Source organism: Luteolibacter sp. AS25 (genome assembly GCF_046736275.1).
Lineage (GTDB): Bacteria > Verrucomicrobiota > Verrucomicrobiia > Verrucomicrobiales > Akkermansiaceae > Luteolibacter.
Genome location: NZ_CP151837.1, coordinates 2177139 through 2189195, shown reverse-complemented (window position 1 = coordinate 2189195; position 12057 = coordinate 2177139). Strand labels below are relative to the sequence as shown.

Here is a 12057-nt window from a genome sequence, read left to right as displayed (position 1 = left end):
GTGGCGAGAACTGCGATTACGCAGGAAGAAGTGGCAAGTAGCAGACGGAACATAGTGGGTTTCTTTTAACGTTTTGGGAATTTTTGGAAAGACAATTGATGGCTTCTGATGAAAAGACCCCACCCGTATCTAAATACGGGTAGGGTTAGCTTGAAATCGTCCTTACTTAGCAGGCGCTTGGTATGCAGGTGCCGGAGTAGTAGGCTCTGATGGGCAGCAGGAAGCTGCTGCGAAGGCTGCAAGTGCGGAGACGATTGCGATTTTGATCAGGTTCATTGTAGTTATTTGTTGTTGTTGTTGCTCACCGTCAATCTTGTGGATCAACGACGTTGGTGGAGACTATATGCGCGAAGCACTGCTGCAAGGCAAAATGCTGGGGGCGATTCCTATCCGGTTAAGAGGCCCTATTTTCCCGTTATTTATCCTGCTTTCTTCATGCTGGAATGTGTTCTGAAAATTATTTTTGCAGGATTTTCCGCAGAAAATTTCCAAGGAAAAGAGGGTGAATCAGGCGCGATCAAGCTTGGAATATCACTGTTTCTCAAACTAGGAATTGTCTGAGAATTGGGCTGGGCCTTTTCCGTTCGGATTACGTGAGGAGAGAATCTCTATCGGAGTGATCGCAACTTTAAGGGATTCCAATTATGATAAGTATTTTAATCGGAGAAAAATTGGTTTTCCATCCACTGCTTCAAGATTTAAAACGATGAAACTTGGTCTGTATGAGGCTACGGTTTTTTCATTAAAATTCCAAATGCATCGTCTTCCCTCCCAATCCTCCCTTATAGATTATCGGCTTTCATCGCTGATTCTCGTTCTGAGATGGCTTTGCCTACTTGTCGTTTTAGGACTGATGGGGTGGGGGCTTGTCACTTATGATCGCGAGTTGTTTCGATTCGGGGCCATCGCCTTCGGAGCATGGTTTATTCTGCTGGTTCTAGGATTTATCATAAGTGCAAAGCTAAAGTGCCCGCTTTGTATGATGCCACCTTTCCTTAACCGTGGATGTTCGAAGCATTCAACGGCTGGAAAGATTTTTGGAAGTCACCCTCTGAAAGTTGCTCAAACCATCCTGTTGAAAGGTTACTTCCGTTGTCCCTACTGCGGTGAGCCTACGGAAATGGCAGTCCGTCCCCGTTACCGATAAGCATTCCTTGCGATTGCCTGTTGCAGAGTCTGACGGGAGTGGCAAGCTGTCGGAAGCGAATTTTATGACAACGGAAGAATTGCAGCAGAAAATCGAGGAAAGCAGCGGCTGGATTTCAGCGGTAAAGGCAGAAATGGCCAAGGTATTGGTTGGTCAGGAAGATCTAGTGGATCGTTTGTTGGTAGGCTTGTTGTGCAGTGGTCACATTTTGTTGGAAGGTGTGCCGGGCTTGGCAAAGACACTGGCGGTTAAGGCTCTTTCAGGATCGCTCTCGGCTACGTTTTCACGTTTTCAATTTACTCCCGATCTTCTCCCGGCGGACCTGATAGGAACGATGATCTATCATCCGGAGGAAATGAAGTTCGAGCCGAAGCTTGGGCCGATTTTCAACAATCTTATTCTGGCGGATGAGATCAACCGTGCTCCCGCCAAGGTCCAGTCCGCATTGCTGGAGGCGATGCAGGAAAAGCAGGTGACCTTGGGTGATAAGTCCTACCCTTTGCCCAAGCCCTTCCTGGTGCTTGCGACACAAAACCCGATCGACCAGGAGGGAACCTACCAGCTGCCCGAGGCTCAGTTGGACCGTTTCTTACTGAAAATCAATGTGGGTTATCCAGGTAAGGATGAGGAACTGGAAATTCTGAATCGAATGGCTACTTCCGCTCCTGCCTACGAGACCAAAAATGTGGCAACACCCGAGCAGGTGGATGCCTCGCGCGAGCTGGTGAACCAGATCTATATAGACGATGCGATCCGTAAATATATCGTGGAGCTAATTTATTGCACCCGTTTTCCGGTGAAGGTGGATGCTCCGCTGAAGAACTGGGTTCGCGCGGGGGCTTCACCCAGGGGGACGATTAATCTGGCGTTGGCCGCGCGTGCGAGAGCGTTCATGGCCGGTCGTGGATATGTGACGCCCCAGGACGTGAAGGATATGGCTCCATCCGTTCTCCGCCACCGGATTCTTCTGACCTATGAGGCGGAGGCCGAAGGGATTACGACAGATGAGATCGTGACACGTATCCTCTCGAAAGTAGCTGTTCCTTAATTATTTCACTGATGAGCGAAGAGGATCAGATCGAGGAAATGATGACTCGCGTCCGCAAGCTGGAGCTAAAGGCCCGGCGGCTGGTGCGTGAGTCTTTTTCCGGCGAGTATCTTTCGTCGTTCCGTGGGCAGGGGCTGGATTTTGATGATTTCAGGGAATATGCGCATGGCGATGAAGTTAGGTTCATTGACTGGAATGTCACCGCACGGATGAATGTGCCTTATGTCCGGAAATTTCGCGAGGAGCGTGAGCTTTCCGTGGTTATGGCGGTCGATGTATCGGGATCGGCGGATTTCGGGAGCAAACATCTCAGCAAGCGTGAGCTTTCCGCTGAGATTGCTGCGGTTTTGGGTTTCAGTGCTCTGCAAAATGGAGACCAGGTGGGGCTATTGATTTTCGCCGGTGAGCCGGTGATGTTCATTCCACCAGCAAAGGGGACCCGGCATCTACTGCGGATGATCAGGGAGATTCTGATGGCAAAACCCGCGCAGAAGGGAACTTCGATTGAGGGTGCTTGTGATTTTCTTATCAAATCCCTGCGGAGAAAAGCCCTGGTTTTTATGATTTCGGATTTCCACGCGGAATCTCTGGATAAACCGCTGGGTAAATTGGCGCGGAAGCACGAAACCGTAGCGCTGCGGGTGAGTGATCCTCTGGAGGAGGAGCTGCCTAAAGCGGGGCGTGTGGTGATGGTGGATCCGGAAACCGGCTTTGAAACCCTCGTGAACACCGGGAACAGCAATCTCCGGATGGGATATAAAAAGCTGATGAGGAGACAAGCGGAAGGGATCGCGTCGGTATTCAAGAAGCACGGCATCGACTCGGCTAAGCTTCAGACGGACCGTGATGCGTTACCCGATCTACACGCAATGCTGAAGCGGCGGGGAAGACGGCGGAAATAGTGAGTATGGAAGGAACTGAAAACAGTCTTGAGTTGGTCGAGTCGAACAGTGCGCTCGACTACGTCCCGGAGAGGGAAATCGAGGTATGGTGGTTTCTTGTCGCGATTGGAGGGTTGATGGTGCTCGTGAGCGTAGTGCTTTTGTTTAAGCGGAAGATGTTCAAGGCCGACGAATATGCTGATAAGCGGAAGGCTTACGAGGAATCAGTCGAAGCATTCGATACTTTTGAAGAGACAGAGCCTAGAAAGGAGGCGGTGGTAGTATCATATATTTTGCGCAGCTATCTGGCCAAGAGCTTGGGAGAGCCGGCATTGTTCGAGACGCAGGAAGAGCTGGTGGGACGGAATGATGCTCTTGCGGTTTTGCCTGGGGAACTACGGGATGAGCTGAATTTATTTCTTACAAAGTTGGCGGGCTACAAGTATTCGCCGGATGGGGAGGGTGTGGATTCATCCACAGAATTGAAGAGCGAGGGGCGTGAATTTCTGGAAAGGATGTATCGGGCATGATTGAGAGTTTCATCACCCACTTCCGTTTTGCGCAGCCACTCTGGTTACTGCTTTTGCTTCCGGCGCTGCTGTTACTCACCTTGAGAAGAGGGCGGGGAGCAACTGGAGCTGTAGTTTTTCCGAATCTGGGAGTGCTTTTAAGCTTGGGGAGGAAGGTAAACCGGCTGGCTTGGAATTTTGGTGTTCCTTTGGTTTTTACATCACTTGTTTTTGCTATCATCGGAATGGCGCGGCCTGTTTGGAGGAATGAATACCAGAGCCGGGTGGCTAGCGGGATCGATATTGTAATCGCCTTCGACGTATCGCTCTCAATGGATATCAATGATTTCCGGAAGGGTGGTGCACCTTTGCGTAGGATTGATGCGGCGAAGCTGGTGGTGGATTCGTTCATTTCACGCCGCCCTGATGACAGGATCGGTCTGGTAGCATTTGCAGGACGGCCGGTTTCGGTAAGTCCGATCACGCTTGACCACGATTGGCTCCGACAGGGATTGGATGATTTGAAACTCCACCAGTTGCCATATCAGTTCGGCACGGTTGAAGAGCAGGGGACGGCTATCGGTTCTGCCCTGGCTACGGCGGCGACCCGATTGGACAATCGTGATGCGAAAAGCAAGATTATCGTGCTGATAACCGATGGTGCGAGCAATTCAGGAAAGATTGCACCTGTGGAGGCTGCAGAGCATATCCAGACGCTGGGGATTAAAACTTATACCGTAGCCATCGGCACGAAAGAGGGCCGGGTTTCTGGTAGGATCCAACGCTTCCCCCGGCAGGAATTCGACCTTCCAACTCTGGAGAAAATCGCGAAGCTTACCCGTGGCGAGCATTTCTGGGCGCAGAGTTTGGAGGATCTCGAGGAGAATTTCCAAACGATCGATAACCTGGAAAAGACCGTTTCGCGCAGCATAACCGTCACCGACGATCGGGAACTGTATCCGTGGTTTGTAGGCATTTCATTAGTGGCAGCCTTGGGATTCTCAGTTTATATAACCCTCAATCGTTCGAGCTCCTGAGTATGAATTTTGCCCACCCATTATGGCTGCTGGTTTGGATCGCTGTGCCGATTCTTGCGGTCGGGGCAGTGCTTGCCGGACGACTTCGGAAAGAGCCTCTCGGACGTTTCGCCGCCGAGAGACTACATGGAAGGTTGATTCGGAAGGATCATCCACTGCCCCGTTGGCTTTCTCTGAGCCTGCTCTTTGCCGCTATCATCGCTCTTGGGCTAACGATGGCGAGACCGCAGGGAGATTCCGGAGTGAAGAAGGAAAAAACGACCGGACGGAATGTGATGGTTGCCTTGGATTTATCGAGAAGTATGAGGGTGCAGGATGTGAAGCCCGACCGATTGTCGCAGGCTAAAATCCTGATTTACGAAATGCTGGAAACGTTCGAGAGCGACCGGGTGGGAATGGTGGGATTTGCCGGCACTCCTTTTCTTTTCGCTCCTTTGACCATCGATCATTCCGCGGTGAGGGAAACGGTGGAGCAAGTAAATGAGGAGTGGCCTACGGTCGGCGGGTCGGACCTTGCGGCTGCAATCAAGCTATCCATCGATACGCTGAAGGAAACCGGACAAAAGAATAATGCGTTGATCGTGATCAGCGACGGGGAGGAGCATGAAGGTGATCTGGATGCGATTATTGCCGAGGCTGATCGTGCGGGCGTGACTATTTTCGCGATCGGTATCGGGACGGAAGATGGTGGCTTCGTCCCGAATGAGGAATGGCCGGGGGGATTTCAAATTGACCAGAAGGGAACGAAGGTTCTCAGCCGGTTGCAGCCGGACGTGCTCCGAAAGTTGGCGAATGAAACCGGTGGGCGATATGTGATCGCAGGGAGTACTTCGGATATTCCCGGCATGATTGAGTCCGCGATTCAAGGGATGGATTCATTCGAGGTGGAGGCTGGCCAGACGCGGATCGTGGTGGAGTTTTTCCAATGGGCCCTGCTGCCGGCTATATTGTTTTTGGGAGGGGCGATCATTGCCGGAACACGCTGGCGCGGGATAGCCGCCACAGGGGCAGCGATTTTGCTAGTTTTCAGCCCACAGGATGTGAGCGCGGATCCCGCCACTGATGCGAGGAAATCGTTTGCAGATAAACGATATGGAGACGCCAGGGATGGATACCGGGCTTTGGCGGAAGAACATGACGGACAGAAGAAGGAAGCGCTATATCGTTTGGGAGAGGGCACTGCCGCATATGAAGCGCAGGATTATCGGGCGGCACGTATGGCCTACAGCAGGGCGATGTTATCAGAGGAAACCGGAGTTGTTTTAGAGGCGCACAAGGGGATGGGCAACACTCTGTTTCAGCTAGGCTGGCTGGGGCTTTCCGGGAGTTCTTACGGGGAAGGAGGAGAGGCACCGGATATGAAGAAATTTGATGAGCTGGTGAAAGGTCAGCTAAAGAAAATGAGTGAGGCGGAGGTTCCTGAAACCGGGGATACCAATGAGTTTGTCCGCTTTCAGGCTATCATTCTGAATTGGACGGATGCGGTGCGACATTTTCATTCTGCCTCTCAATTAAATCCTGACGATGTACTGGCCCGTCGAAACTCGGAAGTAACTATGACCTACCTGAAAAGGCTGGAGGAACTTCTGAAAGAAGAAAAGGAAGAGGCGGAGCAGGAGCTTCAGCAGGCCGAGCAACAGGCTCAGGGGCAGCCTCAACCGGGTGAAGGAGAAGGTGAAAAGGATCCCAATGGCGAAGGAAATGGTGGGGACGGGGAGTCCGACCAAGGTGAGGGTGGTGACGAGGAAAAAGAGGATGGGGCCGGAGGGGATGAGGACAAAGATGAAGACGGTGAGGGGGAAGATGGCGATGAACAGGCTGAAAATCCCAATGAATCGCCTGAGGAGAGGGCGCGAAGGATACTTTCTGAAAATGCTGATATGGAAAAAGGTCCTGTCAGCCGTGGAGATAGGGAATTCAGATCACCTGAGAAAGACTGGTAATTTATGAATACGTTTTTAATTAAAACATTGGGGATGCTGCTGGTGACTGCGGCGATGTCCTCCGCTGCAATTAGCAGCCGGATTTCATCGAAGTTTCTGGTGCCCGGGGAGCGGGCAATGCTGGAGATCCGCGTGGATGGGCAGGAGCCGGATCAGCCACCGTCTCTGGGGGAGATAGAGGGACTGTCTTTGCAGTTGTTGGATTTCGGGATGCGCCGGGATTTTCCGCAGAACAAGCTGGAGTATGTCTACCAGTATGCGCTCGTGAGCTATAAGCTCGGTGAACACACGATCCCGGAGGTCAGTCTCAGTGTAGATGGTGTCACTTTTACCTCCGAGGCCATCAACTTTCAGGTTTTTGATATCGAGGAGCTCCAACTGGCGCGGGTCACTTCCAATCCCACCCAGTATCGTGATGAAGTCGCCTTCGCGAGTGTGGTGAAAATCAGCGAAGACAAGGTGTATGAGAATCAGACAGTGGATGCTGAAATCAAAGTCTACGTGCCTTCAGATGTAGCAGGAACGATGCAGGACTGGGGAGTGCCGGAATTCGAGCGTTCAGGCTTGGCCGCATGGCGTTTCGAGCCTTCGGATCTTCAGGGAAATGTGACTTATCTGGGTAAATCATATTCGACAAAGGCTTATTCGACCACGATTTCCGCCCTGCGTAGCGGAAGAGTCTCGATCGGTCCGGCGACGGTGCGACTGACCTATCAGAAAATGGTTTTCGATCGGTTTGCGCAACGGGTGAATCTTCAGGCGACCTTGGATATAGCTGAGCTTGGTTTCGAGGTGCAGCCTCTTCCCGCGGGAGCGCCGGATGGTTTTGATAATGCGGTCGGACAATTCTCACTGGAGGCGACAATGAGCCAGAGGGAAGTGGTCGAGGGTGAACCGCTGGCGGTGGATGTTGTGGTGCGGGGAAGGGGAAATCTCGATAAGCTCCGCTCTCCGAAACTCACGGATGAGAGTGGCTGGAAAATCTATGACGCCACACCTCAGCAACGCGGTGAGGAAAGGAGAAACCTCAGCGGAGCTGTTGTATTCAGCCAGTTTATCCGACCTCTGGAAATGAAGACGTCGGTTCCGCCGTTCCGCCTGGTCTTTTTCAATCCCGAGGTGGAAGACTATGAGATCGTAACTTCATCCTTTATCCCTCTGGATATGACTCCTTCGACGGCTGCAAAGGTAATGGAAAGTTCGGGTCCACCGCAGGCATTGCCTATTCCCGTGGAGCGTATGACGGATATTCTGAGCCCGATCAAAGGGACGCCCCTACTGGTTTCATCCGGTCCGTTGGTACCAACGTGGATTTGGCATGTTTTGGGCGGACTGGTGTCGTTGGGATTGATACTCAAGGCCCTATGGATGCGTTTCGCACACCTGCTGGAGAAAGATGAGGTAAAATCGAAGAAAAGGTCCGAGTTTATGAAAGTTTCAAATTCAGCAAGCCAAGGCGATATAGGATTTTTGAAAGCAGCGGGGGCTTTTGTTGAGCGATGGCTGCCGGTCGATGGAAATCTGGAGCTGAAACGAATCATCGAAGAACGGGATGAACTCTGTTTCCGCGGTGGAAATCAGGATGCGGCCCTACCCAAACAACGCAAGAATGAGATTTTGAAACATATCCGCAGGGCAGCATTTGCCATTTTTCTGACAGCTTCGGTGCTGTATTCCGGGAATCTTCACGCGGAAGAGGATGCCCAGGCCGCCTATGAATCTGCGAGTTATGAGAAGGCGGCAAAACTATGGTTGGAAGCGGGGCCTTTCGAACAGCTTTCCGCGGATACCCTATATAACATCGGGAACGCGGCGTTCCGGATGGGAGCACCCGGGCAGGCGGCACTCTATTACCGGCGGGCTCTGGTAAAAAATGCGGTGCACGAGGAGGCACGGCAGAATTTACGTTTTCTGGAGAGGAAATATGGATCGATCACGGTGCAGAGACCTGATTATCAATATGTTCTCGGGAAAATTTCACTCGATACCTGGAAGGCAGGGCTGTGGTGCGGCGTCTGGATTCTGGCAGTTGGTTTACTGATTTTCCCAGCTACACGGCGTGGTGCAAGATGGAGGGTCTTGGGCGTAATCGGTTTTATCCTGGGGCCTATCCTCATTTCCTTGGGAGCCTTGGGCTGGCGGCATTATCCGGATGATGCGGAGTTCGCTCCACTCGCGAAGCAGGGCGTGATCATCGGTGAAAAAGTGGTCCTTCATACCGATGCGGCCCGGACTTCTTCACAGGTGATTGATGCGCCTCCCGGATCTTTGGCAGAGGTAATCCGCCGCACTGGCGACTGGAGTTATATTGGGTTTGCCACAAAGACGAGAGGATGGGTGCCTACCGAATCGATCGAAATGATCGTGCCGGAAGGTAAGCCAGAGGTGCCTAAGGTGAGAAAAGCTACCGTGGATGGGAGCAGCGCATGATTGGAAATCAAGCTAGGAGAGCCTGGCTCTCGAAAAAGGACGGGACTGTGGTCCTCGGACACGGCCCTTTTGTTTCGGCCAAGGCCCCGCCGGAGGATGGCGTCGCATTCTTTAAGCGGGATTTTCTGGGGCGGGATGAAATGCCGTGGAAGATTCCGGAAAAATATGAACGACTGAGCGCTGGTCAATTTTCACGGGAATACGGAGATTCCCCGGAGCTGGAGATCGATTGGGATACGCCGGATGCCATGCCTTTTTCGATCGTTTTCCAAGAAATCATGGATGCCATCCGGCAAGGCCTGATCGAGAAAACGGTGCCGGTGGTAACTGAAATAGGAAAGGTGAGGAGTTCACCGGCGGAAGGAATCATCGCAGCGATGGCTAGACAGAACAGTCCCCTACATTCCTACGGGTGGGTTAGTAAGGACGGTGGATTCGCAGGGGCTTCCCCGGAGCTTTTATTTACTCTGGAGGGTCAGAATCTGGAGACGATGGCTCTTGCCGGAACCGCGAAGCAGGATGACGAGGCCGTCTTTGGCGTCGATAAAAAGGAGATCCGCGAACATGAGTATGTGGCCCAGACACTGGTCGCGAAGTTGCTCGATTTAGGTTCGCTGAAACGTGAACAGCGGCGAATTTTGCGGCTGGGTTCGATTGTTCATTTCCTGACCGAGATCCGGGTGCGACTGGAGTCGGAACTAGAGCCAAGGAAGCTGCTTGCCAGGCTTCACCCCACACCAGCACTGGGCCCACTTCCAAGGACGGAGGAGACGATGGGAATGCTGGGAGAATGGCGCCAGCGGCTTGGATGTCCGGCGGAATTCGGTGCTCCTTTCGGTGTCTGGGACTGCGGGGCTTTTGAGTCCGTCGTCGCGATTCGTGGGATCTGGTGGGAAGGAAACCGTATTTCATTGCCGGCAGGTTGCGGAATCATCGAGGCAAGCCGATTGGTCAACGAATGGCGGGAGCTACGATTGAAGCGCGAGGCGGTGAAAAGCTTCCTGGACTGAGGACTGCTCAGGAATCCGCCCCGTAGTGATAGCGCACTGCGGAGAGGCAAAACATGGTTGCTGTCTCAACCCTGAGAACCAGATCGCCCAGGGTCACGGGGGTGAAACCGTGATCGAGTGCTGCTGTAGTTTCCTGCGGTGAGAAATCACCTTCCGGACCGATGAGTATGGTGACGGAGCCCAAGTCCGGGTGGCTTTCGAGCGTTTCCCTGAATTTTTTTGGCTCATCAGCTAACGAGGCGATGATTTTGAGTTCGGATGGATCGGGTTGGTTGATCCATTTTTCGAAGCTTAGGGGATCCTCAATGGATGGGATAGTGAACTGGGCGGATTGTTTGCAGGCCTCCAAGGCGGTGCGTCGCCATTTCTCTGCCTTCTGATCGCCCGGGGTGGCGATTGTATGGCGGGTGATAAGGGGTTGGATTTTTGTAACACCAAGTTCGACGGCTTTCTGGACGATCCAGTCCATGTTTTTCCCTTTTGGAATAGCTTGGGCCAAAGTGATCTCCGGGAGAGGGGATTCTTTGCATTCCGCTAGGCCAAGGACTAGTTCGATACGTTGTTTCGATACCGACGTGGCGGTCGCTTCCGCGAAGTTACCGAGCCCGTCGAAAACAATGATGGTATCGCCTTGTTGCAGGCGAAGGACTTGGGCGAGGTGTTTTGCTTCGTCTCCTTCGAGAAACGGGTTTTCGGTCCAGTTTTGAGGTGGCAGATAGGAGCGGTGCACTGGGTCGTATTCGGGATTGAGTTTAAAGGTCCGCCTTTCTTACAGCGCCAGAAAGTTTTTGAGCATCTGTTTACCGTGCTGGGTAAGGATGGATTCCGGGTGAAACTGGACGCCGTGAACAGGATGTTCCTTGTGCTGGAGTCCCATGATTTCCTTTTCTGCGGTTTCAGCGGTGATTTCGAGACAATCGGGAAGAGTATCGCGTTTCACGATCAGGGAGTGATAGCGGGTGGCCTCGAAGGGTGATGGCAGGCCCGCGAAGACGCTTTTTCCCTGATGGATGATGGGAGATGTTTTGCCGTGCATCAGACGATCCGCGCGGACGACATCGCCGCCGTAGACCTGGCCGATGGATTGGTGGCCGAGGCATACGCCGAGAATGGGTGTGGTGGGGCCCAGTTCACGGATTAGCTCCAGGGAAATTCCAGCTTCATTTGGCGTGCAGGGGCCGGGAGAGATGCAGATTCTCTCCGGTGCAAGGGCCTTCACTTCATCGACAGTGAGGGCATCGTTGCGGTGGACTTGCATTTCGATGCCGAGTTCGCCGAAGTATTGAACTAGGTTGTAGGTGAAGGAATCGTAATTATCGAGGATGAGGAGCATAGGACGGGAAGTGGTCGGTGCCGGTTGGGCGGTGATTGCTGGTGACTTCTAATGTCCTTATCTAATCCGATGTGCGGGGCTAGCAAAGGGATTTTTGGGTAATTGATTTTGAGTGGAATAAATAGGAGCTGCGGAAGCTCCTAGGTGGGACGATCCGATTGATAGGATTTTCAATTAACCAATTAAAATACAAAGATGAAATTACTAAAGAAACTGGCTGCCGTAGTAGCAATAATGCTCTCGACTGCTTTTACCCTCCATGCTGCAGAACCCGAGTTGGATGGATACTGTGTGGTATGCTATATCAGTGCTGGTAAAGCGGTAAAGGGTGTTGAGGAATTTTCCGCGGACCATGACGGTAAAACTTATTACTTTGTGAGTCAGGATGCGCTGGATGCATTCAAGAAGTCTCCTGAGAAGTTCCTTCCCCAGTATGATGGCTGGTGTGCTTATGGAATGACTTTCGGAAAGAAATTCCCCGTGGATCCTACTGTTTTCTCGGTAGTGGATGGAAAACTCTACCTGAACAAGGATGAGAAAGTGGGCGAGATATTCGAAAAGGATGAGGCGAAATATATTGCCGATGCAGATAAAGAATGGGCGAAGATGAAGTGATTTATCACTCAATTCATAACCTATATTATCTTTGATGACTCAGACTTTCCTGTGCCCAAATTGGCACTGGTTCGTATGAACCGTAGATGCGATAATATTAATAC

The 12057-nt window shown here is 52.2% G+C and carries 11 protein-coding genes; 9 read left to right on the top strand and 2 right to left on the bottom strand.

All coding sequences use genetic code 11. From position 1 onward, the window contains the following. The first annotated feature begins 297 nt into the window (after window positions 1-297). The 8 genes from AAGA79_RS10185 (at window position 298) to AAGA79_RS10150 (ending at window position 10005) form a co-directional block, all read left to right on the top strand. Complete coding sequence (locus tag AAGA79_RS10185) at window positions 298-561, top strand: hypothetical protein (RefSeq protein WP_411825691.1); 264 nt, start codon at window positions 298-300, stop codon at window positions 559-561. A gap of 650 nt (window positions 562-1211) precedes the next feature. Beyond that, on the top strand, window positions 1212-2195 hold the full coding sequence (locus AAGA79_RS10180; protein WP_411825690.1) for an AAA family ATPase: 984 nt from the start codon (window positions 1212-1214) through the stop codon (window positions 2193-2195). 11 nt (window positions 2196-2206) lie between these two features. Then, on the top strand, window positions 2207-3097 hold the full coding sequence (locus AAGA79_RS10175) for a DUF58 domain-containing protein (RefSeq protein WP_411825689.1): 891 nt from the start codon (window positions 2207-2209) through the stop codon (window positions 3095-3097). Next, on the top strand, window positions 3097-3606 hold the full coding sequence (locus tag AAGA79_RS10170) for a hypothetical protein (protein ID WP_411825688.1): 510 nt from the start codon (window positions 3097-3099) through the stop codon (window positions 3604-3606). The genes AAGA79_RS10175 and AAGA79_RS10170 overlap by 1 nt, the downstream gene beginning before the upstream one ends. Beyond that, window positions 3603-4622: a VWA domain-containing protein gene (locus tag AAGA79_RS10165; RefSeq protein ID WP_411825687.1), complete on the top strand. Its 1020-nt coding sequence runs from the start codon at window positions 3603-3605 to the stop codon at window positions 4620-4622. Before AAGA79_RS10170 ends, AAGA79_RS10165 begins: the two co-directional genes overlap by 4 nt. Window positions 4623-4624: 2 nt before the next feature. Next, window positions 4625-6565, top strand: a complete 1941-nt coding sequence (locus AAGA79_RS10160) for a vWA domain-containing protein (protein WP_411825686.1) — start codon at window positions 4625-4627, stop codon at window positions 6563-6565. Window positions 6566-6568: 3 nt separating this feature from the next. Then, window positions 6569-8995, top strand: coding sequence for a hypothetical protein (locus tag AAGA79_RS10155; protein ID WP_411825685.1), 2427 nt, complete (start codon window positions 6569-6571; stop codon window positions 8993-8995). Continuing rightward, window positions 8992-10005, top strand: a complete 1014-nt coding sequence (locus AAGA79_RS10150; RefSeq protein ID WP_411825684.1) for a chorismate-binding protein — start codon at window positions 8992-8994, stop codon at window positions 10003-10005. The genes AAGA79_RS10155 and AAGA79_RS10150 overlap by 4 nt, the downstream gene beginning before the upstream one ends. A 7-nt stretch (window positions 10006-10012) precedes the next feature. On the opposite strand, the gene AAGA79_RS10145 is transcribed toward AAGA79_RS10150, so the two are convergent. Continuing rightward, a complete protein-coding gene (locus AAGA79_RS10145; RefSeq protein WP_411825683.1) occupies window positions 10013-10735 on the bottom strand; it encodes an RsmE family RNA methyltransferase in 723 nt (240 codons plus the stop codon). A 39-nt stretch (window positions 10736-10774) separates the two neighbouring features. Continuing rightward, window positions 10775-11338 carry an anthranilate synthase component II gene (locus tag AAGA79_RS10140; RefSeq protein ID WP_411825682.1) on the bottom strand — a complete coding sequence of 188 codons (564 nt, stop codon included), beginning with the start codon at window positions 11336-11338 and terminating at the stop codon, window positions 10775-10777. 195 nt (window positions 11339-11533) lie between these two features. On the opposite strand from AAGA79_RS10140, the gene AAGA79_RS10135 reads away from it, so the two are divergent. Continuing rightward, the gene (locus AAGA79_RS10135; protein WP_411825681.1) at window positions 11534-11953 is read left to right on the top strand and encodes a YHS domain-containing (seleno)protein; all 420 of its coding nucleotides are present in this window, start codon (window positions 11534-11536) and stop codon (window positions 11951-11953) included. Window positions 11954-12057 lie beyond the last annotated feature (104 nt).

Bases quoted from the DNA above. Each gene is read 5' to 3' on its own strand.
- AAGA79_RS10180 (WP_411825690.1), top strand. From the start codon at position 1,212: ATGACAACGGAAGAATTGCAGCAGAAAATCGAGGAAAGCAGCGGCTGG.
- AAGA79_RS10175 (WP_411825689.1), top strand. From the start codon at position 2,207: ATGAGCGAAGAGGATCAGATCGAGGAAATGATGACTCGCGTCCGCAAG.
- AAGA79_RS10165 (WP_411825687.1), top strand. From the start codon at position 3,603: ATGATTGAGAGTTTCATCACCCACTTCCGTTTTGCGCAGCCACTCTGG.
- AAGA79_RS10160 (WP_411825686.1), top strand. From the start codon at position 4,625: ATGAATTTTGCCCACCCATTATGGCTGCTGGTTTGGATCGCTGTGCCG.
- AAGA79_RS10155 (WP_411825685.1), top strand. From the start codon at position 6,569: ATGAATACGTTTTTAATTAAAACATTGGGGATGCTGCTGGTGACTGCG.
- AAGA79_RS10150 (WP_411825684.1), top strand. From the start codon at position 8,992: ATGATTGGAAATCAAGCTAGGAGAGCCTGGCTCTCGAAAAAGGACGGG.
- AAGA79_RS10140 (WP_411825682.1), bottom strand. From the start codon at position 11,338: ATGCTCCTCATCCTCGATAATTACGATTCCTTCACCTACAACCTAGTT.
- AAGA79_RS10135 (WP_411825681.1), top strand. From the start codon at position 11,534: ATGAAATTACTAAAGAAACTGGCTGCCGTAGTAGCAATAATGCTCTCG.